The sequence below is a fragment of the Desulfobacterales bacterium genome, from assembly GCA_029211065.1.
Lineage (GTDB): Bacteria > Desulfobacterota > Desulfobacteria > Desulfobacterales > JARGFK01 > JARGFK01.
In genome coordinates, this window is sequence record JARGFK010000012.1 from 39,133 (window position 1) to 64,278 (window position 25,146).

Here is a 25,146-nt window from a genome sequence, read left to right on the forward strand (position 1 = left end):
AATAGAAATGGAGCGAAAAGGGCCGCCGCAATCACCATTTATATCTGCTCCGACCAGTTGCTGACCGTCAAAGGAACAGGCTCAGGTGAGCCTTCCCCGTCTGGCTCAGCCGTTTGTGGTCGGGTCGATGGATACAGCCGCGGGCAAAATTCCAAAGGTATCATCCCGGCTGCTGCCGCGGGATTTCTGGGGGACCTTTAAGGCGCGCTGGGGGGTCGGCCGCATGAATTACTGCGTTGATCCGGGAGTGTATGCACTGGGGCGGCCGTCGAAGGAATCCCCGGTTTTTGTTACCGCAAATTATAAAATGAGTTTTGACTCCCTGCGAGCAGGCCTGGGGGATCGTTCCGCCTGGATACTGGTGCTGGATACTAAAGGCATCAATGTCTGGTGCGCTGCCGGCAAGGGAACCTTCGGCACAACGGAACTGGTGTCAAGAATTCAATCAGGCGGGTTGGATCGGCTTGTCTCCCATCGTGACATCATCCTGCCGCAGTTGGCAGGGCCCGGTATTGCAGCGCATCAGGTCAAAAAACTTTCCGGATACAAAGTCATATACGGTCCCATTCGGGCAGAGGACCTGCCGGCTTTTCTCGAAAACGGATTTAAAGCCGGGCCTGAGATGCGCCAAAAAACTTTCTCAACATGGGAACGCCTGGTCTTGATCCCAATTGAACTGGTGGCGGCCCTTAAGGCTGCCGCGTTCATAGTCCCGGTTTTGTTTTTTGCAGGCGGGTTTGGCGACGGCCGCTGGCTTTGGGCCAACAGCATGAATGACGGGATTTTTGCCGGCTTGGCAATTCTCGCCGGGATTGCCGCAGGCGCAATTGCGACCCCGATAGGCCTGCCGTGGCTGCCGGGAAGGGCGTTTTCGCTTAAAGGCCTTTGGCCGGGTCTGGCAGCGGCATTGGCGCTGGTGCTGTTTCGTCGATACCATCCGGTAGCCGGCAACGGCCCGCTTGAAACATTCAGTTGGTTTTTTCTAATTCCGGCCTTATCTTCTTATTTAGCCATGAATTTTACCGGGGCCTCCACCTATACATCCCTTTCAGGAGTCAAGAAAGAGATGCGATGGGCGGTCCCTTTTCAGATCGGCGCCGGGGTGCTGGGCTTGGGGTTGTGGATAGGCGCCCGTTTTGTAAATTAGATCTTGTTTAGGGAGTGTGTCATGGGTCAATATCATTATTTAAAGGACGTGGTGACGCTGGCGCTTTCAGAGGATAAATGCGTGGGCTGCGGGATCTGTATCGAGGTCTGCCCCCAGGGGGTGATTGCCATGAACAATGGAACGGCTCATCTGCTGAATCGGGACGACTGTATGGAGTGCGGCGCGTGTGCCGGCAATTGTCCCACCGAAGCCATCACGGTGGAGGCAGGGGTGGGGTGCGCCGCCGCCGTCATCAATTCGGCCCTGGGAAGAACAAACGATGCCTGCTGCTGTATCATTGAAAAAAAAGGCGCCTCCTGTTGTTGATATTGCACAGGCTGAAGACCGAAGGCTTTTAAACTGAAGGAAACATCGTAAACCCCGCCAAGGGGCAATCCGCCTGCCCGATATGTCATCTCCTCTGATTTTACATGGACCGGAGTCCAGGGTTCAATGTGGAAAGGGCAGGGCGAGAGGCTGTGATTCGTTAGAACTATTCCGAGACGATTAATAAAAGGGGCCGCATATTCAACGGATGCGGCCCCTTTTTTGTTTAGTCCTGCGTAATTTTTACCGTTTACAGCCGAAAGGGATCGGCCGGTTTTTATGTCAGTGAATGCTCACCTGAACCGCATTGTCCATGGGATCTTTAAATGGCACAACAATTTTCAAAATGCCGTTTTCGTAGGTTGCATCGGTATTTTCCGGCTTTACCGGGCAGCAAAAAGCAGCCGTTGTGACATAGTCAAAATCCTCTCTTGGCGCTGTGAGGTTAAAGCTGTCTTCCAGCATTTTAAGCTGGATATTTTCTTTTTTAACGCCTGGGATTGATATCTCAAGTTTTAAGTTGCCTTTTTCTTCATCAACATAAGAACATACATCCGCAGGGATTTTATATCTTTCAGTTGCCATAATGATCACCTCCTTTAGGGCAATCGCTGTGAAGCAGTTGAAAGGAAAATATCAGGGATACGGTTTGCCCCTTATTTCCACTTTTACTGCCTAAACGCTTATGTTAGATAATAATACCGCTGGACAACAATACAAGTCCCTTCGGGTTCGTCTTCGATGTGACGGCACGAATTTTCGACTATGAAAATTATTTTTAGCATACGCAAAGCGAAGTTTGCCGGTAGTTGCATCATCAGGGTTTATTGAATGCTATGGACGGGATTCAGAAATGGATTTTCATCTTTGCTGCAGTTTCAGCAGATTTATTAAAAATGAATAGGTAATTTTTCCGGGACCGTTTGCATCCCTTTTTCGGCGCAAACAGTTTTGATGGTATAGAACCAGATCCTGAAACGTATCCAGGTCTCTCCAAGGGGGCAGCAATTCTGTTTTCAGACCCAACGCGGCAGCTTTTTTCAGTGTTGCGGCAAGAACCTTATCCGTGCTCCAGGGGATACCTGAAAAGAGTTCCGGATAAAGTTTTGTCGCTGCGATGAGATAGTAGCCGCCGTCAGGGCATGGTCCCAGAACAAGATCAGCCCCTTGTACCAGCAGGCGGTCGAAGGACGTCCGGATCAGTCGATTGGGCAAATCAGGGGAATCACTACCCGTGACCGATACGGCATCATACCCTTCCGACAGCTTTTCCTGGAAGATGTGACACAGTTTTTCGCCGAGGGTCCGACCGTGCTGGGCAAAAAGGCCGAAATTTTCCGGGCAGAAATCAATAAAGGGCTTTAGTGCGCGGGAAGGGGTATATGCCAGGGCGATGTCCACTTCAGACAATGCACCCATAGCCAGCAGGCGGTCCTGAAGAAAACAGCGGTAGACATCGGCGGCTTCCCGGGGGGTCAGGGGCGGCGTCAGTCGCGTCTTGACTTTTCCGGGAACCGGTTCCTTGGCCATGACAACGGCCAGTTTCTTAAAAGGATTTTCAGACATAAAATAAACGTTCCGTTTATTTTATGTCAGCATATTCCGGGACGATATCATCGGTAAAGTTTTTCATCCCTTCAAATGTTTTGTGATGTTTTAGCATGTCCTGAATGACACCAAACGGCAGGGTGGCGATATGGGCGCCCACCAGGGCCGCCTCTCGAACCTGCCTGGGGTTTCTTAACGAAGCTGCCAGCACCTCTGTTTTGAAGTTATAGTGCCCGATAATCTGAACACACTGCTCTATGAGATCAATCCCGGATATAACACCGTTGTCTTCGAGATATTTGCCGTCGGTCTGGATGCCTTCCGCCGGATAATAAGCGGTTTTGTCGACGGTTAATCCGGCCTTTTTTCGGATGTCATCATCGATGCGGCCGGCAAAAGGACTGACGAAAGCGGCCCCGGCTTTAGCTGCCAGAAGTGCCTGTTCAGGTGTGAAAATCAGGGTTGCATTTACCGGTATTCCCATACCGGTCAGTTTTTTAATGGCGATAATGCCGTCGAAATGGGTCGAATCCTCTGCCTTGAAAGCCGGATTGACCGGAATTTTGATGTACACATTTCCCGCTGTCGGATTAAACAGGTCATACAGGCGCCGGCCCTGCGCAAACATTTTATCAGTGGTAACCTCCGTCACTTCAAGACTGACAGGTGTTTCCCGGGCAACTTCCAGAATATGGTTGATATACGCTTTCAGATCGAGCTTTTCCCCGGACTTAACGCGTTTTTCTACTGCTTGTTTCAAGAGGCTCGGGTTGGTTGTGACGCCGTCGGCAACTCCCCAAAGATACCCCTGCTTTATTTCGTCTAAATCGGCGCTATCAATAAAAATCTTCATTATGAATTCCTTTTTAAAATTGTGGCGTTGATATTTGATTTCGAATCACAGTCGACCGGTTTTAACCATTGGCCATAAAGACCCTTCACCTTCCTTTTGTTCCATATGTTTCAATATAAGGTCGTGAAGCGCGCGGTGTCAAGAAAATCGGACATTTACATGTGCCGGCGTATGCGAAGCGCCGGTTGATTGATTTGGCAAAAGACATATTTGAGTGAACAGGGCAATATACCAATATATGGTATTTTATATTGACGAGGGTATCTATATATTGTATAGACTCCAAAAAGCATCACACCTTTAAAAAATTGTCTGGCCCTCTAAATAAATACGCAAATTATCATAGGCGTATCCATGACTTTGCAAGGAAAATAACATGGATCGACGGAACTTTTTAATCAAAAGCGCCTCTTTGCTGGCCGGAAATTTATTGGGACTGGATTATTTTCCTAAAGTGTTCGCCCAGGAAATTCCCCCTAATAATTTGAAAAACAACCCCCGCATTGCAGTGATCATTGACGATATCGGATACAGCAACACGGTGGCCAGACTGTTTTTAAAGCCGGGGATTCCCATTACCTTTGCGGTGCTGCCGCGGCTTCGGAATTCCTATAATTTGGCTGTTGAACTGCGCTATCGCGGACATGAGATCATGCTGCATCAACCGATGGAGCCGTACAATTCCGAATTTGATCCGGGTCCGGGAGCCCTTTATGTGGGCTATGACGAAAGCCAGATTATTGAAATTATGAATGAAAATATTGCCGGGGTGCCTTATGCCATCGGCGTCAACAACCACATGGGTTCGCGTTTTACCTCCTGCCGCAAGGAGATCCTTGAAACCCTCAGCGTTGTCAAAGAGAGAAATCTTTTCTTTGTGGACAGTCTCACCTCAAGCCGCTCCAAAGCCTATCGAACGGCCTTGGAGCTTCATCTTTCGGCAGCCTGCCGCAACATCTTTTTGGATAATATCGTGGATGAATCCGCCATCATTTGTCAGCTGTTCAAGCTTCGGCAACACGCCCAGGTTTATGGCCGGGCGGTGGGCATCGGTCACCCCTATCCTGAAACCGCCCAGGCAATTGAAAAATTCGTAAACAAATTAGATGATCGCGATATCTCATTTGTCTACGCGTCGGAGATCCTCTAGTGTCGTGTCCCAGAAATTTGTTATAAAATATTTCCGACGATTCTCTGAGAATGCCATTCCGTCATTCCCGCTTAGGCGGGCAATTTGTCAAAATTATTCCGAGACGATTCATAACGTCATTCAGGGTGCAGACGTGGCGCAGGATTAGGAATGGGTGCCGTTTAAGCGGGAAACAATGAACTCGCTGATCTTTTCGGCGGAAATACCAAAAAGGTTTTGAATCTCAACCAGTTCAAGGTGCTGATCCGACCAGGGGATGCTGTTTTCCTGAACAATATTTTTGATGTGTTCGTATTTGCCGCCCAGGGCTTTGATTTTAACCGGGAGGGGAATATTTTCCCTGAAAGAGATCGTTAACAGCAGCAGGTGTTCAATCAACCCGCCTGTTGCGGAAGCGGTGGAAATGATCGGGATAATGATAATACTGCGATCGTCTTTACGCCCTTTGCCGATATAGACGTTTCCCTGGCGCACAATGATCTGCTTGGTCCCCTTCAGCGTCCGGTCGGCTTCGACCCGGGAGGGCAGTTGCGCCAGCACGCCTTCCTTTTTTAAGACCTCGATGGTTGTTTGCGGGGTAATTTCTCCCAAAAGATTCAACCCGGCGATCCGGTAAAGAATGGCTCCGTTGATTTTTGCCGTTATGCCCTGGAGGTTCCTCAATACGATTATGTTGCTGTTTGTCAGATGGGAGGCTTTGAAATCGTATGCCGCCAGAGCGTCAAATAGGATGCCTTCCACTTTTTCGCCGATGCGGCTGGTTCCCACTGTTACGGTTTTGGCCTGGTGCTTGATGGCATCTACCGGACGGGCCATGGCGTTGATCGCGGTTCCGACACACTTGAAAAGGGATTGGATCATGTTAAAGGCCGTGCCTTTGATGTTAAAATCGCTCTCGAAATCAGATGCCGGAAGTCTTCCGGAGAGATATTTCAACAAAAGCGTCAGGTTCGAAGCATCCTCAACACCCATGGCCGTGTGAAAACGGTTTTGATCTTTTAACTTTTTAAACTCAACGTAAAATTGTGCGATCCGTTCTCTGAACGTATTTTCCAGAACCACTTCATAAACATCGAGTCCCTTCTTGGCGTAATCGTCAATGGATTGTTGAATGCTTTCACGGAAATGATATAAAAATACGGATCCTTCATTGATCGCCAGGGCGGCGTAATAACCCCAGAGGTGCCCCACCAGTGTGTTCAGAATCGGCGCCAGGTGCGGGCTTGCGCTCGGAACGTGAAACACATCGGCGGCATAGGGATTGAATCTGTTTTCGGATTCGTCGGCTATGACGACCGGGGTTGCCTTATGGGCCTGGAAGATGGCCGTGTCCTTGATGATATCGCCAATGACCGTCCCCCTTGAACCGGCGGCGCAGACGATAATGAGGGGTTCCGAGGAAAGATCGATGTGCTTCTTGTCTTCAATGTAGTCGGATGAAATGGTCTTGTAGCAAAGTTCGCTCAGTTTGATTCGAATTTCATCTGCGGCAGCCTTGTTGGGGCCGCTTCCCACGGCCGCCCAGTAGGTTTTGGTTACCGCAAGGCGCCGGGCGGATTTTTCAATGGCGGCACCTTTCATTAAAACCGTTTTCATGTGGCCGGGCAGCGCGATCAGGTGTTTGAGTTCGGTGGATACGAATTGGTCGTCGCGGCAGCCTTTCAGGCGGCTGATGGTGAGGCCCAACAGGGCGCCGGCCACAATCTGAGAATAGAAAGCCTTGGTGGATGCTACCGACATTTCAATGTCGCGCCCGCTGCTGGTATACATGACACCATCAACCTTGAATGTGATATCCGAATCCCTCCGGTTGACGATGGCGATGGTGTGGGCGCCTCTTTCTCTGACCATATCGATTGTGCGGTTGGTATCTGTGGTCGTACCGGACTGGCTGATGGCAATCACAAGGGTATCCGCCAGACAGTCGGGTTCATCATCCTCATGCAGCTGAAAACCGCTGAGTTCGGAAGATTTCAATGCGCTGATCTGGAATAAGGGGTCGCCCAGGTAATATTTAAAAATATTGGAGCAGGCCAGCGCGGCAACACCGGCGGTTCCCTGGCCGACGAAAAAAACACGCCTTATTTTGTTTACAAGCAGCGACGATTTCAGAGAATCCGGAAACGTTTTCGCATCCAGAACAAGATCATATTGCAAGGGATCACTCGCCTTGATTTTCCATCTGTTTTCGAGCGTCTTTTCAACTGATTTCGGCGATTCTGAAATTTCCTTTAAAAAATAATGAGAATAGTCCTGGCGGTCGATATCCCGGGTGGTAATATTCGTTTTTTTGACATCTTTTTCGGTTAACGCAATGGGGGTGCCGTCATAAAACATGGCCTGAATACCATCCAGGGAACCGCTGGATTCCTGGCTCAGGATAAATATCTGGCCATGGGTGCTGCCGTTTGCTCCCTCAATGACCTTTTCCCCATCCATCTTGATATACGCCGGGGTCTCTTCAATGAAGCCGTATACTTCGGAAGCGGGCATGTAGTGATCCGGCGCCAGACCGACAAATATGGCCTGGCCGCTGCCTTTATGGGCCAGAAAAATTTTTCCCGGCGAAAGGTCGCAATGCATCGCAATGGCATGGGATCCTTCAAAATCATTGACGGCGCGGCGAAATGCGTCCGTGAGGGTACAGCCGGCATTTAGGTATTTTTCGATCTGCAGGGGAATGATTTTGGTATCGGTGGTGATTTCGTCATGGATCCGACCGCCGTTGCTTTCAAAGGTGGATTTTAACGCCAGATAGTTATCAATGTCCCCGTTTAAACAGATATAAATGTTTCCATTTTTGCCGGAGCGGTTTAGCAGGGTGGCATTGTCCACCGGATGGCAGTTGGCTTCGGTGATAGCCCCGACAGAGGCCCAGCGGGTGTGCGACAATACGGTGTGCCCGGTATTCGGAAATAGGACCAATTCATGAAGGATCAAATCCCCTTTGATCTGCCGGCGCAGAAACCGGATATTGTCTCCCAATCGCCCAATTTCAGCGGCGACTTTGTAAGTAAGGGTGATGGATACGGGAGCGCCGGCAGGCGTACCATTCCCCTTCCGGATGCAGATGCCCCTGTTGACCAGGACATCCTGCCGGCAGCGCTGCTGAAATCCATCCAGCAGGTTGCGTTTTTCAATTTGTTCTCTGAAAGCTTTAAATTCTTTTTGGCCAAGGGTGAGCATGAGGGATACACCGGCTGAATCCCGCCCCCTGACCTCCAGGCGATCGATGCTGTTCAGAACCGAATTGATTTCCTTAAAAATAGTCAAGGCGGAAGGGGACGGCGGCAGATTGTCCGGATGGAGCAGTTCCTTTATTTGGGTTAAATTTTCCAAAATTTCGTTTTTCAAAGCCCATCTGATGTCCAGTAAATTCTCAATCCGGCTTGAGACGGTCATGGCCTGATGGGGTTCCATGGCCCCCATTTGTCGATCGGACTGGTCTTGTTCAACTGCGATGACGGCGTCTAATTGATCGGAAACGGCGGCGAGTGTCTTTTGAATTTTAAAATCTGAGAAAACGCTAAAAAAACAGGCCTCGGTTTTTAAGCTTCTTACTTTTTGCCATAATGCATCGATCAGGGTGCTGCCGCCCAGATATTGTTCAGGGATGGACAGATTGTGCTGTTTGCAGGCGCTAAACCCATTTTTCTGTATCCGGTCGACGATCTCAGCCAATGCGGCTGTTTCAAACCTATCGTCCGGGCGCTTTTTGTTTTTAAAAGCGACAATGCCCGCAAAGCCGCAGCAAATGAGATTCGCCCGGCAGGGGAAAAATATGATGGCCTGGTCGGGGACCAGTGCCGGGTGGCGGCCCCAAAAAATCCGGACGGAAAAACAGGAGCGAATTTTTGTAAGTAAGCTTGGGATCAAAAATTTAAATTTGGTTGCCGATTCCATGTTTACCTTGTATTTGTAATTTTATTAAGTGAATGCAATCCAAACAAGGCAAATCCCCTTTGGGGATAACCAAAGCCTGGCCCTCTGATCAGGACTCTGTATTTACATCTGCAGATAAAGCGATCTGATCTTGTCGCGTGTCATTATATTTTTCCAGTCGGGTCCCAGTGCGTTTTCCCACAGGGGCGCCAGCGTCAGGGCGATATCGACCATTTTCTCCAGGCCTGCGCCATCAACGCCGGCGACCAGCCCGCGGGGCAGCTCGATGCTGTTTTTATCCATCATTTCGCGAAATTCCCGGACACCCTGGGGGTAATATTCCCCAAGACGGTCGAACACGATGCAGTTGCCGATGCCGTGGTGTACACCGAGCACGTATGAAAGTCCGTAGCAAAGGGCATGACAGATACCGACCTGTGAATAGGCGATGCTCATGCCGCCGAAATAGGAAGCCATCATGAGCTTGTCATCGCTGTCCGGCCCCGGGGTCAGAAAAACTTCCCGGCAAAGATCCATCGCTTTTTCGCCGTACGCCTGGCTAAAGGCGTTAAGGTAAGTTCCGGTCAAAGATTCGACGCAATGAACATAGCAGTCCATGCCGGTATAGAACCGCTGCTGAATCGGCACACCGGCGACGAGTTCGGGATCGAGAACGATCTGATCGAAGACGGTATAATCCGAGTTGATCCCTAGTTTTTTTATGGGTCCGGTCAATACGGTGGTCCGGGAAACCTCGGCGCCGGTTCCTGACAGCGTCGGCACGGCAACATGATAGACGGCCGGGTTTTTAATAAGGTCCCAGCCCTGATAATCAGCGGAAGAACCGGGGTTGGTCAGCATCAAAGAGACCGCTTTGGCAAGATCCATTGTGCTGCCGCCGCCGATTCCGATGACACTTGCCGGCAGGCCGCCGGGCGCTTTTTTCAACCGATCCTTGACCTGCTCTGTTAAACTGTCCACATAAACGGTTTTGGGTTCATCCGCCACATCCACCCACAGGAGCAGGTCTTTATTTTTTGCCGGAATGCGCCGACTGAAGTCACTGTTTTGAAACACACCATCCACCATATAGACATGAACGCTTGGGGTGTTCTTATGTTTATTGAGGAGTATGTCTTCAAGTTGGGTAAAAGATCCCCTGCCAAAAACGACATTTTGTACCAGTTTAAAATTTCGAAACATATTTTTTCCTTCTGTTCGATGTTAATCAGGTTGATGCGACCGGGCGGAAAGTTCCCGGACGTGAAGCCGGCGGAAAAGAATTAGCAGGCTAAACCCCTATTCAGGCCGACAGCATTGAATCCTTGAAAACCTTTTGCAGTTTTTCGATGCGTCCGTTCAGATCCGCTTCAGACCAGGACAGTTTGATTTGCATGGATATGGCCCTGCTCATAATCCCATCCGATGCGGCGATATCGATGGCGTTATAATCCGGATAATTTTTCAGAAGCGTAAGAGGGAGCGGCGCCGGGGCGCTCAAATTTTTAAAATGGGACCAATTCCGAATGTAATGCCAGTTGTTGTCGTACCAGTAGAAGCAGGAATCAATCCCGGCGGCCGAGAACGCCCGTATCAGGGAGCGCGCCTTGTTTTTATCCGGCATAAAAAAAGAAAGGAATGTGGCTGAATCACCGCTTTTGTCCGGAAGTTTTCGAAAACTGACCCCCGGCAGGCCGTCCATGGCGTCTTTCAGAACTTTTTTGTTGCTGCGTTGTTTTTCCAGAATGCGGTCCAGTTTCCTCAGCTGGGCCACGCCAACGGCGGCGTTCAGTTCACTGATGCGAAAATTGGTTCCCAGGATCGGATGCCCTTCGATCCCCCGGTCATTGCCGACATGGTCGTGGCCATGGTCGGCGTATGCCGAAGCAATGGAATAAAGATCGGGGCTGTCGGTTACAATGGCGCCGCCTTCGCCGCAGGTAATGGTTTTGACGGGATCAAAGGAGAAGCAGCCCATCTGGCCGAAAGTCCCCACCGCTTTTCCATTGAATAGAGCGCCCAGGGACTGACAGGCATCTTCAATGAGGATCAACCCTTTGCGATCACAAAAAGATTTGAGTTCGTCGATGCGGGCCATGGCCCCGCACATATGAACCGGCATGACCGCCTTGGTGCGGGGGGTCAACGCCGCCTCCAGGGCATCCGGATCCAAACAAAGGGTTTCATCGATATCTGAAAAAACAGGGACCGCGCCGGCGGTTAAGACGGCCTCTACGGATGCAATAAATGTAAAGGGCGGGATGATAACTTCATCGCCGGCCCCGACACCGCAGGAAGCCAAAGCGGTGTTGACGGCGGCGGTTCCGCTGGCGCACAGGTGGCAGTGGGCGGACCCGATCCGTTTAGACAGGTCGGATTCAAACGTTTTTGCTTTCCAGTGTCCTTTACGGGCCTGATCAAACCCATACCGGAAAAGCACGCCGGTATCCAGTACATCTTGAACTTCTTTGCGTTCTTCGCTGCCGAACCATTCAAAACCGGGCATAGCCTCTCTCCTCAGTCAATGCGTTAAGGATGGGAAATCACCTTGTTACGAGCGATGTTCACGATCCGTTTTAGTTTTGTCTTTAGTGAAATAGTCCTTGAAATAATGTTTTATCGCCATACGGGCATATTCGGCGGAGCGGATGCCGATATATTTTTCATGGGCGACCACCGCCGATATGACAATTTTCTGATCCCCCGCTATCTCTTCCGCATATCCGACGAACCAGTCAAACCGGGCATCACCGATTTTGTTGTCGATGGAGCCGGTTTTGCCGCCCATATGAAGCCGTGACAGGACGCGGTCCCGGCGGTGCCCTTTGAAAATCTTTTGGGCGGTTCCCGATGTTATGGTCGCCTCCATCAGACTGTTCATCATTTCGGAAGCTTGGGGCGTGATGGCCTGGTTGACGGCCTGGGGGTGGCTGCGATAAATTATCGTGCCGGTCTCATCCGTTATCTGATTAACGATGGAGGGCTCCATCAATATGCCCCCATTGATAATCGCTGCCGTGAGAATGGCGCCGTGGAGCGGCGACATGGTTGTCTTGCGATTGAAACCGCTGGCAATTTCGGCCCAGTGGTAGGGTTCATCTGAAAAATGGGCCGTACTGGCAACAACGGGTATTTCGAATTCAATGGGATGGTTGAACCCGAAGGCCTCGGCGTATTCCTCTAAAACCGTTCCGCCCAGGGAGTTTGCTCCCAATTTGCCGAAGACCGGATTGACCGATTGTGCGAATGAGTCCATCAGTGTTATCCGGTTGGTGTACTTGTTCGTTTTTTCGCGCAGCTGCGATTTATACAACGTATGCTTTCTGCCATTGTAGGTGAATTCTGAAGCCGGATCGACATTCAGCTTTTCGATGGCCGCGGCCGCGGTGATAATCTTGAATATGCTGGCTGCCGGGAATATGCTGTCGATACAGGGGTTGCTGTCCGGCGCATCCTTGTCATAACCCGCCATGGATAATATTTTTCCGGTTGCGGGATCCATGACGACAATTCCGATATAACGGGACGTGGCGGGATTCAATCGTTCCTGAAGGAACAGTTGCAGCGACATGTCGAGGCTCGTTTCAACCTGTAATTTTTTCCCGTCGAGAACGAAATCAAAACTTTTTTCCGTCAAATTGGTAAAGCGGGTTGCATCCAATAACGCGCGCAGCTCATTTTTACTCGGCTGCTGGGGTTCATTATCGTTTGACGCACCCGGATCCCTGGTTCCAAAGGAAATATTTTTCAAGTCCGAAAAACTGGTGGCGTCGCCCAGCCTGCGGTCAATTCCATAGACAAAAAAAATAAATAAAAAAAACAGCAAAAAGTATTTGGCAGCGGTCTTCCAAAGGGATTTTCGGGCGCTTGTTCTTTGCAGGCGCAGCTGATATTTTCGCCAATGAGTATTTTCCGGATTGATGGGTTCCATATTAGATCCGATAGCAGTTTCCGTTCATATTGCTTGCAAGCCGGCAAAGAAATTCAACGGTTCGGGTTAATTCAAGGCTGTTCCCGGTGTTATTTTCTTGTCCAGCGTTGCGACCACTGTTTTGCCTTTTTCAGATGCGGCAATCAACATTCCATTGGATAGTATCCCCATGATTTTTGCGGGTTTCAAGTTGGCAACGACAATGATCTGTTTGCCTATCAAATCTTCGGGCTCATAGCTTTCAGCGATTCCGGCAATGATGGTTCTTTTTTCGCCGAGGTCAATTTCAATCCGCAACAATTTTTTGGCCCGGGGAATCCGTTCGGCCTGTAAAACGGTCGCTACCCGCAGGTCGACTTTGCGAAACTCTTCTATGCTGATTTCGGGTTTGATGGCAACAGATAATTGGGCGGACCCGTCATCGGTTTGAGCACCGGTTTGATGTTTTTCCGGATCGATGCGGGGAAAAAGGGTGACTGATTTCGGGAGTTTCAACCCGGGTTGAATCGACTTCCAGCTTTTTAGATAATCCAGTTTGAAAGCGGCAGGATCCGGTTCCAACCCCAAATGCTTTTGCATGGTTTCGGCGGTGCCGGGCATGATGGGGTAAATCAGTCCGGAAATTATCCGCAGCCCTTCCAGGAGATTATAGATGGCCGCCTCAAGCTGTTTCAGACTTGATTTCTTCTTTGCCAGCTCCCAGGGGGCGGTGACATCAATGTACTTGTTCATCTGATTAATGAATTCCCAAACGGTTGCCAGGGCCTTATGGAAAGCAAAAGATTCCATATCCCTTTCGTATGCCGCGATGGCCTTCATGGCGTCCTGTTCCAGCTCGAGGGTGAACTCCTTTTCGACCTCGGGATCCACCGCCGGGATCACCCCGTTGAAATACTTATGTGCCATTGCCAGGACACGGCTGAAAAGATTTCCCAAATCATTGGCCAAATCTGAATTGATGCGGTTGATCAGTGACACTTCATTGAAACTGGAATCGAGCCCGAAAGCCATTTCACGCATCAGGAAAAATCGAAATGCATCCAGCCCGTATACGTTTTTAAGCTCGAGGGGCTCCACCACATTGCCGATGGATTTAGACATCTTGCTCTGGTCCACATTCCAGTACCCATGCACATTGAGATGTTTGTATAAAGGGATGCCGGCGGCCTTGAGCATGATGGGCCAGTAAATGCCGTGGGGTTTTAAAATATCCTTGGCAACAATGTGCTGGGCGTTCGGCCAGAATTTTTGGTAGCGGTCGCCGTCGGGATATCCCAGCGCAGAAATGTAATTGAGGAGGGCATCGAACCAGACATAGGTAACATAGTTATTGTCAAATGGGAGCGTAATTCCCCATTCGAGACGGGTTTTGGGGCGCGAAATACAGAGGTCTTCAAGGGGTTCCTTAAGAAAAGAAAGAACCTCATTGCGGTATCGTTCCGGGCGGATAAAGTCCGAATTTCGGGTAATGTGCTCGATGAGCCAGTCCTGGTAGCGGCTCATTTTAAAGAAATAATTGGATTCCTTGATAACTTCCGGTTCGGTTTCGTGATCGGGGCACTTGCCGCCCACCAGTTCCCGCTCGGTATAAAACCGTTCGCAGCCAAAGCAATAGAGCCCCTCATATTCACTGAAATAAATATCACCGGCATCATAAATCTTTTGGAGGACCCTCTCCACTACGCCGATATGGGCGGGATCCGTTGTCCGAATGAACGCACTATTGCTGATATTGAGTTCCGGCCACAACGCTTTGAACAGCGTGCTTATCTTATCGACATAGACCCTGGGGCTTAAGTTTTCAGCCTTGGCGGCCCGGACAACCTTGTCGCCATGTTCATCCGTACCGGTGAGAAAAAAAGTTTCTTTACGGGTCATGGAATGAAACCGGGCGGCAACGTCCGCCACAATGGTCGTGTAGGCATGCCCCAGATGGGGTCTTGCATTAACGTAATAAATGGGGGTTGTTATGTAAAATGTCTCTGACATGATAGCTCCTAATCTTCAACCGTGATGATATCTTCCAGTCCGATTTCTACCTCATGGCCTTCATCATCACGAATCGTCAGCCGGTTACAGATAACGTTGTGACGGAGCACTTTGCCTTTCGTGCTTTTGGTGATTACAGATTTGTTTGGTTTCGGAAACTTTTCTTTTAGGGCCATATACGTGTCGTATTCAAATGTCAGGCAGCACATCAGGCGACCGCACTGACCGGAGATCTTGGTGGGGTTCAGAGAAAGACTCTGCTCTTTTGCCATTCGGATGGAAACCGGGTCAAACTTTTCGATAAAGGTCGAGCAGCAAATTTTACGGCCGCATCTCCCGATCCCGCCGCACATTTTGGCCTGATTGCGAATACCCACCTGACGCATTTCCACGCGGACATCAAACTCTTTGACAAGCCTTTTGACAAGCTGTCGAAAATCGATCCGGCCTTCGGACGTAAAAAAGAAAGTTAATTTACTGCCGTCGAAAGTGATTTCGACGGAAAAGAGGTTCATGTGGAGTTTGAGTTCCTTGATGGACCGTGCACAGAATTCATGGGCACGCTTTTCCGTCCCCAGATTTTTTTGAATTTGTCTGAAATCATTTTCATTGGCCAGGCGAAATACTTTTTTCAGCGGCCGACCGGACGCGCTCTCCTCACGGGAAACCGGTGAGACTATAACCGTGCCAAACCCAATCCCCTGCTCGGTTTCTACGATGACATGATCGCCACGCTTTAGGACAAATGCGCCGCAATCAAAGTCGTATACTTTGCCTGCGGGCTTAAATCGGATACCAACAACTTTTTTCATAATAGTTTCATTCGGTTATATAAAATATGGTGCAGCCAACGGATCCGACGCGCCATAATTTACAAGTATAAGTTAATATATGATTTTTTTCAACATGCCATTTTCAGCATCATGGCTTCCAGCGTCAGGCGGGCATTGCTGTTGCCCCGAATCGATTTCTGTGCCGTTTGGATGGTTTCAATTTTTAGAATTAAGGTTGATACCGATTCCGTTTGTGAAGCATTCCGGATTGTGTCCACAAGATCCGTGTTGATGACTTTATCCGGACAAAATTTATAAATTACCAGATCCCGCAGCCAAGCTTTTAAGACTTCCAGGGCGTCCAATAGAATTTCTTTGTTGGATGCCAGCTGTTCGGCAAACATCAGCTGAAGCCCGATCGGTCTTTTCGATAGTTCGGCCGGTCTTTTCAGGCCACTGGCATCCAGGAGCCAGTGGCGCCAATGGTGCCAGTCGGTTCCTTTAAAAGGCCTGCTTAAAGCAAGGGCTTTGGCATAATCCCCGTTGGCCAGGACAGCGATGACCGCCGCCTCATTCGGCGGCAGGTTTTCTTTTTCCATCAGCAGCTTTTGCAGCTCTTTTCCGGGAACCGGATAAAAATGGACATGCTGGCAGCGCGATGCAATTGTCGGGAGCAGGTCGGATGTCTGGGGGGCCAGTAAGATAAAAATGGTCCGGTCGGGGGGTTCTTCCAACAGTTTGAGGAGGGCATTGCCCGCTTCAGGGTTCATGGCCTGGGCATCCGAAATAATCACGAAACGCCGTCTGGCCTCATACGGTTTCATGGACAGCGATTCACAAAGTGTCCGCACCTGAGCGATGCGAATGATCGGTCCTGACGGTGAAATGCTGAGAATATCGGGATGATTGTCAGATAGTATTTTCCGGCAGCTAATGCAGTCTCCGCAGGGATTGACGTCATCGAAAGACACATCATCGGAAACGGAAAGGGGGGGGTCGGACTGGGATGCTTGCACGGGCCGGTTGAGACAGTTGCAGGACATGGCAACCGTCACGGCAGCCGACCTTTTGCCGGCGGCGTCAATTCCGCAAAAAAGCAAGGCATGCGGTATCATGCCCCTGCGCAACAGTGTCGCTAAAATTCGGATGGGCTGTTTCTGGCCGGTTATTGACTCGAATCCAGGCACTAATTTAATAATCAACCCGTTCTTTCAGTTCTTTACCGGATTTGAAAAACGGAAGTTTTTTGGGTTTGATAATGACTTTTTCGCCAGTTTTTGGATTCCGGCCGGTATAACTTTTGTATTCTTTTACAAAAAAACTGCACAGTCCACGTATCTCCACACGTTCTCCTTGGGCCAGGGCATCCGCCATGTTATCGAAAAATATTTGAACGACCCTTGCCGCTTCTGATTTGGAAATATTCGCTTCATTTTTCAATGCGGAAATAAGTTCCAATTTGTTCATACATCCTCCTTATAAGCAATAACGGCCCAAAACCATTTCACAATCTTCTTATAAAACAAAACCTTACCGGAAGTCAACAGCTAAATGATATCTAACTGATTGTTATTACAATGTCATTAGAATCCGTTTTAAAACCCCCTCTGCGACCGGATAGCTGCGTTGTCCCGCTTTTAAGCGAGATCAAGCCTGATTTGAGGTTTTGATACGGATTATAGGGTTTTCAATCTTCCGCTATGGGAACACATAATACCGGACGGCTCATAAATCTTAAAACCCGTTCAGTCGTACTTCCGAAGAAAATCGTTTGCATGTCGCCGGAATTGCCCCGATTTCCCATGATGACCATGTCGGCGCCTATTTCAACAGCCTTTTTATTGATTTCAAGAAAAGGGATTCCCTCACATATTATTTCTTCGACAGGTTCGGCAATCATTCCTTCTTCGCGCAGAAAATCTTTAAGCTGTTTTTTGGCCTGGAGAAACAATGTTTTTTTTATATGGCTTTCCGTTCCGATCTGATTGCTGATGCACCGTTCAATAAAGTTATGATCAATGACATGGATTACCACAATCCGGTCCGGCTTCTGCCCCATAATGGATTTTGCCATCCTTAACGCGCGTGCAGAGGATGGGGAAAAATCCACAGCCACCAGAACTTTATATTTTTTGGCGCTGCTTTTGTTTTCGTCAACGGCGGTCATTTCTGCCTTGATAGTATTTTTGGAATAATTTCAATATCTTCAGCGTTAACATCAACCTGGGCATACTGGCCGAGGGCTTCGATGTACACCACCACACGCTCTTTTCCCCGGTAGCGGACGAAAATGCCGTTTACCCCGGCAAAGGGTCCGGCAACAACCATAACCCTGTCTCCCTTTTGGAAGCGGCTGCCGGTTGCAACGGGTTGACCGCTGGACACCATAATTTTTAATGATTCGATGGTATCCATTGCGACCGGGACCGGTCCGTCCTTGCTGCCCACCAGGCGAACGGCCCCTGCTGTTTTGACGATTTCAAGGTGGGCCTGGGGATGCAGGATTGATTTCACAAACAAGTATCCCGGGAAAAGCGGCACAAGGATCATCAATTTTCGGTCACGCCTTTTGCTGGGGACTTTTATTTTGGGGAGAAAAACCTCGAGCGATTTTTTCTGAAGCGCTTCATTTACCACATTTTCAAATCTGCTTTTGGTGTGGAGCACATACCAGTTGGGGACTAATTTACTTATGTTCATCTGCTTATTCCAATTCGCGTTAAAACCGATTGAACCGCAACAGCGGGCGTATACCCCGTCCCGCCAAGGCGGGACTGCAGGGTTCTTCAAACGGCCGGTTCTGCTCTAACGGAATCCACTTTTGGGACCGTATTCGCCGACCGAAAAGAAGGGGCTTTCGGAAACGGAACTCCATCAGCTATCGGTCGTGTAATGCTTTGTGAACGGCCTGCATGATCATATGGACCACGATCACATGAACGTCTTCAATTTTTTGCATATCGTCAACGTTCGCAATAAAGGCAATGTCCGCCATCTCTGAAAGCCGACCCCCTGAAAACCCGCAAAGGCCGATGGTTTGGCCGCCGTTTAAATTGGCGTATTTTATGGCACGAATGATATTTTCCGAATTGCCGCTGCCGGAAATACCGATGGTCAGATCCCCCGGACGGAAAAAGTTTTTTAACTGCTCCTCAAAGACAACATCGTATGAAACGTCGTTGGCCAGGGCCAGCAGGGTAGGGATATTGTCGTTGAGACAAAACATCTTGAATTTTTTGTCAAGATCCATACAGCAGCCCTTGTTGATATCGCAGGCAAAATGGGAAGCGGTGGCGCCGCTGCCGCCGTTGCCCATCACGAATATATATTTTTCCTTTTCATAGGCATCCAGGATGGAGGAGACTACCTTTTCAAAGCAGGCATGATCAAATCCGTCCAGAACCCCTTTTAATCCGTTTAAATATTGGGTTGCAAATGCATGAATATTCATTTTTCCTCACTACACGTGAGCCTTTTTAAAAGGTCTCGTTGGGGCCATTCATCTAAAGCCGCTTGGTAAGACGCCGGTGTGCCGATATCCCTTAAATATTCTTTAATTTCATAGCCGAACATTTTTCCCATAAGCGCGGGGATTACATCAAATCCCATATCAATGGGTGCACCCGTCGGTTTGGGTATAAAGCTGAAAATTTCTCTGGTGGTGATGTATATACCACCATTGGCGAGATTCCCCAAAGGATTTTGCGGTTTTTCTATAAATTTGACAATTTTATTTTCCGGATCCATCACCGCAATACCGCATTCCCTGGGGTTGGCGGATTTGAACAGGCCCATCGTAAAAAAACCTCCCTTTGTCTTTATGCGGTGATGAAAATCCATCATGTTGGATAAGTTGATGCAGGTGAGATTGTCGGCATAGGCGATCATAAAATCATCGCAATCATTCACAAACGCTTGGTTGGCGGCAATGGTGCCGGCGCTGCCCAGCAGGGTCTGTTCATGGAAAGGGGTTATGTTGATCGGCAGGGTCGGTTGGATGCCGGTGATGAATTCATCAACTTTTTCGGGGTAGTGATGAATATTTATCAGAACGTCTTTGATCCCATGCCGGGCCAGCAATTCCAGCCAGATGTGCAGGAGCGGTTTCCCGTGGATGGGGATCAGGCACTTGGGGATCGTATCCGTATAGGGCTTTAACCGTGAGCCGATACCGGCCGCTAACAAAAAAGCTTTCATGGGGCCTTTTGGGTCTGTCGTATGACCTGTTGCTGTTTCATCTGCTTCTCAGCAAATTCCAGGATGTTATCCGTCTCTTTGTGGGTGTTGAGGTATTCCCAGTAGTCGGCGATACTGTTGCGGATATCCCGGGACGGGACCCAGCCCAGGGATGTGAGCCTGGATATGTCGGAAAAAATATGGCGGGTATCACCGAATCGGTAATAGCCGGACTCGAGCGGCTCTATGTTTCGTCCCACCACTGTCTGCATGGTTCTATAGAATGCATTTACGGTCCAGGCATGATTTCCCCCGACATTGAATACCCGGCCGTCCGCCTCAGTTTTTTCCAAAACCAGCAGGTTGGCGTCCACGACGTCCTGGATGTTGACAAAATCCCTGACCTGGTTGCCGTCTTCAAAAATAATCGGCCGGCGGTCAAAGAAGAGCGACAGGGCAAAAATCCGCATGGCGCCTGAATATGCATTGTAAAATGACTGTCGGGGGCCCTGGACAATGGAATAGCGCATGACAACCGACGGGATACCGTATCGTTTCCCCAGCTGAAGCGCAATCTGTTCCTGTGAGTATTTGGACATGGCGTACGGGTTGCACGGATTGACGACGGTTTCATCCGACGGCTGCCAGTCCAGCATCTGTCCGCATCGGTGGCAGCGATGGTCCCATTGCCCTTGGGACAATTGGGTCTCGAGCCGAATGGCAGGGTAGCTGAACTGCGGGTCTTTTTCAAAGCAGGCCGGACAGCGGTAGCGGCCCTCGCCCATCACCGCCTGGCTGGCGGCGACAATGACCTTGCGTATCTTTGAGGTTATTTTTTTTTCAACGAGGATTTCATACAGCAGCGCAGTGGAAACGGCATTTACATGGAAAAAAGTTGAAAAATCGGTCAGGTAGTCCTGATAGGCCGCAAAATGATAAATCGCATCGATTCCGTTCAGCACCTTTTCCCAGTCCCCTTTATCCCTGACATCGCCTTTTACGAATTCAGCCCGGGGATTTATATAGCCGGGGATACCCTTGGGATGAACCGTTTTCTGGAGATTGTCGAGTATCCGGACGTTAAAGCCTGCCCGAAGCAGGGCATCCACCGTGTGGGAGCCGATAAAGCCGGCGCCGCCTGTTACCAATATGTTCAAGTCAACACCCCCAAAGGCTTACTTGCTGGTATAGGAACGTTCATCAAAGATGACTTTGCTTCCGCTTTCTGAAAACATAAAGGGCAGCTCCCGGTAGCTTTTTAAGGCTTCGAACACGTCGTTCTGTTTTTCCCTGGGCACGATCAGCAGCAAAAATCCGCCGCCGCCGGCGCCGGCGATTTTTCCGGCAAGCGCCCCGGCTTTCCTGGCAGTGCGGTACATTTCGCCGATGCGGTCATTGGAAATCCCCGCTGCCATTTTCTGCTTCATCTGCCAGTTTTTATCCATCAACTCGGCGCAGGCGAGAATGTCGCCTTTACGCATCGCGTCCGTAAAGGGGTCCACCAGAGAGACCATCTGTTGCATGGTCTGAAACGTTTGGGTTGAAAGCAGGTTTGTTTTTTGCATGCTGAGGATTTCGTTGGCGCTGCGCGTGATGCCGGTGTAGTAAAGCAGCAGCGATGATGAAAATTTCCTTCTGATGGGGCCTGTCATCTGGATGGGTTCCCTTTGGGTAATATCATTGGCGCAGAATGTGAATTTGTTGATACCGCCATAGGCTGCGGCATACTGGTCCTGGCGCCCGATGGGTTTCCCCATAATGTCGATTTCGATGCGGCAGGCATCGGCGGCCAGTTGCTCGGCCGTAACCAATTGGTTCCGGTAGGTATACAGTGCGTGCAGGAGGGCCACGGTAATGGAGCTCGAGCTGCCCAGCCCAGAGCCGGAGGAGGGGATATCCGCCAGCGTCGTGATTTCGACACCGCTTTCAACGCCGGTCATCTTCATGGCTTCCCGGACCAGGTCGTGCTGAATTTCATGAACGTGCTCGACCGTTTCTTTTTTGGAATAGTTGATGTAGATCATATCGTCGAAGCGTTCCTTGACGATGGCGTATACGAATTTGTCGATGGCCGTGCAAATGACCTTGCCGTCCGCATTGGCATAAAAATTTTTCAGGTCCGAGCCGCCGCCGACAAAGCTGATGCGAAGGGGTGTTCTGACGATGATCATATTGGGTTCCTGATAGCTTTACCTTTATTGAGCATGAATATCATGTAAAACAGTATAGATAATTTCGTTTCTTCTCCCAATCAGGCAGGAGAAGGGGTCCAGGATTCAAGGGGTCGAGGGTTCAAGGTTCGGAAACGCTCCACGTTTTGCTGGATGTGTGGATGCTATGATATCGGGGAGTTTCCTTTTGAGATTACCCTTCTTCCCGGCTTCTCAGTTTAACAGCTTATTTGCATTTCACCTGAACCCTTGAACCCTCTCCGGATTATCAACTAATCTCTGGAGATAATCCTTATTTAAACGGCGTCTCGATGGAACGCCCCGCAATACTGGTGCCCGCCTCACCCAAGCCGCGCAGGGAAATGATAAATTCAAATTTGCGGTCAGCTTCCTGATCAGTGTAACGGACATTTAAAGACCAGCACTGGGCAGTGTAAATAACCCCCAGGCTGGATTGAATCTTTTTACCGTCTAAAATGTTGCGTTCATAGTCGCTATAGGCGGAAAACCCATGGGTCAGGTTGACCCGTAAATCGGTGTAAATCGTTTCACTTTGCCCCTGGGCATACCGGTGTTCCACAAACAGGCGGTCGCCGCGGGAGTCCGAAAAGCTTGTGGCAATATTATGGGTCAGGAATTCACTCCTATACTGGGTCCAGCTGGCGTCCGCCTGGAGTGAAAAATATTTACTTAAGACCCAATCGAACTCGCCTGAAATCGGCGAAAAAGGTTCCGGTTCATGGTCATTGGCCTTGTTGATATCATAACTCTGTTGCAGCTTCAAGCGTGAGAACTGATGGTAGAGATAAGGGGAGGGGACGCTGTCTTGTTTTTCAAGGTCGGTTTGGGTCTGATCGATTGTTTTTTTTGACCTTGAGGTAAAGAGGTTTGTCAGGGAATAGGTCAGCAGGTTTTTTTCAGCGATCTGGTCAATTGAATCGTAAGAGGGGAACTGGTCCTGGTCTACGTGAGGGATGTATTCATAGACGACTTGGGGCCGCAAGGCATGTTTAATTCGATCGATTTCTCTAAATTTAACTGCAAAAACTTTATTTAAATCGGAAGAGAGGTCCAGCGTGACATCATACAGGCCGCGTTGGTCGAAACGGTCTCCTTTCCAAGTGTCGGTTTCATCCGGGTCCGTATACCAGGTGGTGGCGCGAAGGCCTAAGGACGGTTCGATGGCCAGGTAATTTTTAAATTTATATGGCAGGTAGAAGCGTGGATAGATATCCCCGCGATGCCCCTTTGTGCCTTCTTCCCGGTAAAAATACGTATAGGAGGTATTCATGTCATAAAAAAAAGGCCCCTCTCCAATGGATTGTTTGGATGCGTAAAGACCAATGCTAGGCAACTGCTGCAAAGTAGGATCCGATGTTTCCTGACGCCGGTAAACGACGTTGTCATTCCAGCGGGTTTCGGCATTCAGGCTGAAGTTGGGCCAGATTCTGTTGATGTTGAGGCTGTTTACCCGGGTGGTATCATTGTAATCGTCAAGACCCCTACCAAAGGTGTCAAAATAATAGGCGCTGGTTTCATCAAACCCTGTATATCCGGTCTTAAACTCCGTCAGATAATCCTGGTCGCTGACAACATCCAGATCGATCTTGGCATTAAAATTGTAGGGCAATTTCTGGTCGTTTTTCATTCGAAACCAGTACCGATCGGAATTGGGCCTCAGGACCGCGTCATCTTCATAGCCCCAGTCCTTACTTGAATCTGCGGTGCCGTCGTCGATCCGTCTGTCATCATGAAAATCGTACCGGGCCGTTCCTTTCGATAAATCTTTTAAAATATAGCGGTATTCAGCGCCGATCTTTTCGCCGCGCTCTGCCATGTGGTGGAGAAAAAAAGTAGCGTCCGTGCTGTCGGATATAGCCCAAAAATAGGGCTGAATATATTCGAATCCCTTGCGGTCTGAAAGCCCTATCTGGGGGGGTAAAAGGCCTGACTGGCGTTTCAGCTTAACCGGGAAAAAAAGGTAAGGCGTGTAGAGCACCGGCAATTTTTTGGCCCATAGGGCGGCATGGGTTACGGTACCATAGCCTTCGATGGTGACCTCAAGATTTCTCCCTGTTATTTTCCAGTCGGGCGATTGACCGTCGCAGGTTGAAATGCTGACATTTTCGGCAATATAGGTGGAATCGCCGGTCTTTTGAATTTTGTCGCCGCGGATATAAAAATGATTTTCCTTTATAAACAACGAGCCTTCATGGATGGTTCCGGTCTCGGTTTTTAAATCAAGTTCCACCCGATTGCCGTTGAGGGTGTCTTCTCCGGTGGTAATGATCACGTTCCCGGCGGCATGGGCCTGCATGGCTTTATGGTAGAAGCGAACCGAATCTGCGGTGATCTTTTTTTCACCCTTTGTAATGACGACAGACCCTTGGGCAATATATAAGTCGTCTTTTTCGTCGTACTTGATTTCATCTGCGGTAATATGCCATGGTTTTTCAGGATCATCCCTGAAAAAAAGGTCCGGCGTCTGGGCAACGGCAGGGTTGGAAAATAAAAAAAAACAGAGGATCAGCAAAACAAAAGAAGAGACAAAAAGAGGCCTTGGGCGCTGAATGGTAAGACGGGAGCAGATCCATCTGTCAGCAACACTCACCCCGTTGCGTCTTGGCTTAGACAGGCACATTCAATCCCTTTTGATTCTAAAAGTCGCTCAAGGTTAGAAAAATGGATAAGATCGGCATCCATTAAAATGTATCACGTTTTGTATGAATAAAAAAGCTTTCGTCATCCCTAAATCCACCGCCTAATATTAAGCGCGGACGTATTTTAGATTGGCGGAGATTTTTTTAACAAAAATTTCACTCCGGCCCGATCCATTTTCTTCCAATCGCTACCAAACACGCCCGAAAGCCAGTTTTTAGGCGCACTTCACCAGCAAAACCCGCTTTGACCATATGTGCGCGGTTGTCTTTGACTATCCCGCCGGCAGCGGTCGAAGCTGCATGATCGCTCTTCTGGCTTCAATCAATAAATCCAACGACGGATGATTCTTCGTCAACCGGATGATATAGCTGCGAGAACGCTTGATGACTCGACCCGCCAGGTTAATGAAAGAAAACCGAACGGCCTTCATTCGCTTGGATACCCAGGACTTTCCCAATGCCAGCCTTTTCATCATGGCATTGAGGTTAAGCGCCAATATCATGATCCACCACCAGGCCGCATTTTCACCAAAATCATC

22 protein-coding genes are annotated in these 25,146 nt (G+C 49.4%); 3 read left to right on the forward strand and 19 right to left on the reverse strand.

What is annotated here, in order from left to right; genetic code table 11:
• The first annotated feature begins 85 nt into the window (after positions 1–85).
• A complete protein-coding gene (gene hgcA / locus P1P89_04445) occupies positions 86–1,147 on the forward strand; it encodes a mercury methylation corrinoid protein HgcA (protein ID MDF1590745.1) in 1,062 nt (353 codons plus the stop codon).
• Between the two features lie 21 nt (positions 1,148–1,168).
• On the forward strand, positions 1,169–1,474 hold the full coding sequence (gene hgcB, locus P1P89_04450) for a mercury methylation ferredoxin HgcB (GenBank protein MDF1590746.1): 306 nt from the start codon (positions 1,169–1,171) through the stop codon (positions 1,472–1,474).
• 282 nt (positions 1,475–1,756) lie between these two features.
• Here the strand turns inward: hgcB and P1P89_04455 are convergent, their stop codons facing one another.
• The 3 genes from P1P89_04455 to P1P89_04465 all read right to left on the reverse strand — a co-directional run bounded on the left by P1P89_04455 (position 1,757) and on the right by P1P89_04465 (position 3,875).
• Positions 1,757–2,059: a hypothetical protein gene (locus P1P89_04455; GenBank protein ID MDF1590747.1), complete on the reverse strand. Its 303-nt coding sequence runs from the start codon at positions 2,057–2,059 to the stop codon at positions 1,757–1,759.
• Positions 2,060–2,335: 276 nt separating this feature from the next.
• Positions 2,336–3,040: a TIGR04282 family arsenosugar biosynthesis glycosyltransferase gene (locus P1P89_04460; protein MDF1590748.1), complete on the reverse strand. Its 705-nt coding sequence runs from the start codon at positions 3,038–3,040 to the stop codon at positions 2,336–2,338.
• Between the two features lie 16 nt (positions 3,041–3,056).
• Positions 3,057–3,875, reverse strand: a complete 819-nt coding sequence (locus P1P89_04465; GenBank protein ID MDF1590749.1) for a transaldolase family protein — start codon at positions 3,873–3,875, stop codon at positions 3,057–3,059.
• A gap of 376 nt (positions 3,876–4,251) precedes the next feature.
• Here P1P89_04465 and P1P89_04470 point away from each other — a divergent pair, with 376 nt between their 5' ends.
• Positions 4,252–5,025, forward strand: coding sequence for a divergent polysaccharide deacetylase family protein (locus tag P1P89_04470; GenBank protein ID MDF1590750.1), 774 nt, complete (start codon positions 4,252–4,254; stop codon positions 5,023–5,025).
• A 144-nt stretch (positions 5,026–5,169) separates the two neighbouring features.
• On the opposite strand, the gene P1P89_04475 is transcribed toward P1P89_04470, so the two are convergent.
• The 16 genes from P1P89_04475 to P1P89_04550 form a co-directional block, all read right to left on the reverse strand.
• A complete protein-coding gene (locus P1P89_04475; GenBank protein MDF1590751.1) occupies positions 5,170–8,928 on the reverse strand; it encodes an SIS domain-containing protein in 3,759 nt (1,252 codons plus the stop codon).
• A gap of 102 nt (positions 8,929–9,030) precedes the next feature.
• Positions 9,031–10,110, reverse strand: coding sequence for an iron-containing alcohol dehydrogenase family protein (locus tag P1P89_04480; protein MDF1590752.1), 1,080 nt, complete (start codon positions 10,108–10,110; stop codon positions 9,031–9,033).
• A 100-nt stretch (positions 10,111–10,210) separates the two neighbouring features.
• Positions 10,211–11,413: a DegT/DnrJ/EryC1/StrS family aminotransferase gene (locus P1P89_04485; GenBank protein MDF1590753.1), complete on the reverse strand. Its 1,203-nt coding sequence runs from the start codon at positions 11,411–11,413 to the stop codon at positions 10,211–10,213.
• A 45-nt stretch (positions 11,414–11,458) separates the two neighbouring features.
• Positions 11,459–12,838, reverse strand: coding sequence for a penicillin-binding transpeptidase domain-containing protein (locus tag P1P89_04490; GenBank protein MDF1590754.1), 1,380 nt, complete (start codon positions 12,836–12,838; stop codon positions 11,459–11,461).
• 66 nt (positions 12,839–12,904) lie between these two features.
• Positions 12,905–14,827, reverse strand: coding sequence for a methionine--tRNA ligase (metG, locus tag P1P89_04495; protein MDF1590755.1), 1,923 nt, complete (start codon positions 14,825–14,827; stop codon positions 12,905–12,907).
• Positions 14,828–14,835: 8 nt separating this feature from the next.
• Positions 14,836–15,639, reverse strand: a complete 804-nt coding sequence (locus P1P89_04500; GenBank protein ID MDF1590756.1) for a stage 0 sporulation family protein — start codon at positions 15,637–15,639, stop codon at positions 14,836–14,838.
• A gap of 89 nt (positions 15,640–15,728) precedes the next feature.
• Entirely contained in the window at positions 15,729–16,787 is a 1,059-nt protein-coding gene (locus P1P89_04505) for a DNA polymerase III subunit delta' (protein ID MDF1590757.1), read from the reverse strand.
• A 4-nt stretch (positions 16,788–16,791) separates the two neighbouring features.
• The gene (locus P1P89_04510; protein ID MDF1590758.1) at positions 16,792–17,067 is read right to left on the reverse strand and encodes an integration host factor subunit beta; all 276 of its coding nucleotides are present in this window, start codon (positions 17,065–17,067) and stop codon (positions 16,792–16,794) included.
• Positions 17,068–17,287: 220 nt separating this feature from the next.
• Complete coding sequence (locus P1P89_04515) at positions 17,288–17,767, reverse strand: universal stress protein (protein ID MDF1590759.1); 480 nt, start codon at positions 17,765–17,767, stop codon at positions 17,288–17,290.
• A complete protein-coding gene (locus P1P89_04520) occupies positions 17,764–18,300 on the reverse strand; it encodes a UpxY family transcription antiterminator (GenBank protein ID MDF1590760.1) in 537 nt (178 codons plus the stop codon). The genes P1P89_04515 and P1P89_04520 overlap by 4 nt, the downstream gene beginning before the upstream one ends.
• 178 nt (positions 18,301–18,478) lie before the next feature.
• Positions 18,479–19,051 (reverse strand): SIS domain-containing protein, encoded by a 573-nt coding sequence (locus tag P1P89_04525; GenBank protein MDF1590761.1) that lies wholly within the window; start codon positions 19,049–19,051, stop codon positions 18,479–18,481.
• The gene (locus tag P1P89_04530) at positions 19,048–19,797 is read right to left on the reverse strand and encodes a nucleotidyltransferase family protein (protein MDF1590762.1); all 750 of its coding nucleotides are present in this window, start codon (positions 19,795–19,797) and stop codon (positions 19,048–19,050) included. Before P1P89_04530 ends, P1P89_04525 begins: the two co-directional genes overlap by 4 nt.
• Positions 19,794–20,933 (reverse strand): NAD-dependent epimerase/dehydratase family protein, encoded by a 1,140-nt coding sequence (locus tag P1P89_04535; GenBank protein ID MDF1590763.1) that lies wholly within the window; start codon positions 20,931–20,933, stop codon positions 19,794–19,796. The genes P1P89_04530 and P1P89_04535 overlap by 4 nt, the downstream gene beginning before the upstream one ends.
• 18 nt (positions 20,934–20,951) lie before the next feature.
• The gene (locus P1P89_04540) at positions 20,952–21,947 is read right to left on the reverse strand and encodes a GHMP kinase (GenBank protein ID MDF1590764.1); all 996 of its coding nucleotides are present in this window, start codon (positions 21,945–21,947) and stop codon (positions 20,952–20,954) included.
• 292 nt (positions 21,948–22,239) lie between these two features.
• The gene (gene lptD, locus P1P89_04545) at positions 22,240–24,558 is read right to left on the reverse strand and encodes an LPS assembly protein LptD (protein MDF1590765.1); all 2,319 of its coding nucleotides are present in this window, start codon (positions 24,556–24,558) and stop codon (positions 22,240–22,242) included.
• A 321-nt stretch (positions 24,559–24,879) separates the two neighbouring features.
• A partial coding sequence (locus tag P1P89_04550) for a transposase (protein MDF1590766.1) occupies positions 24,880–25,146 on the reverse strand: 267 nt, incomplete at its 5' end.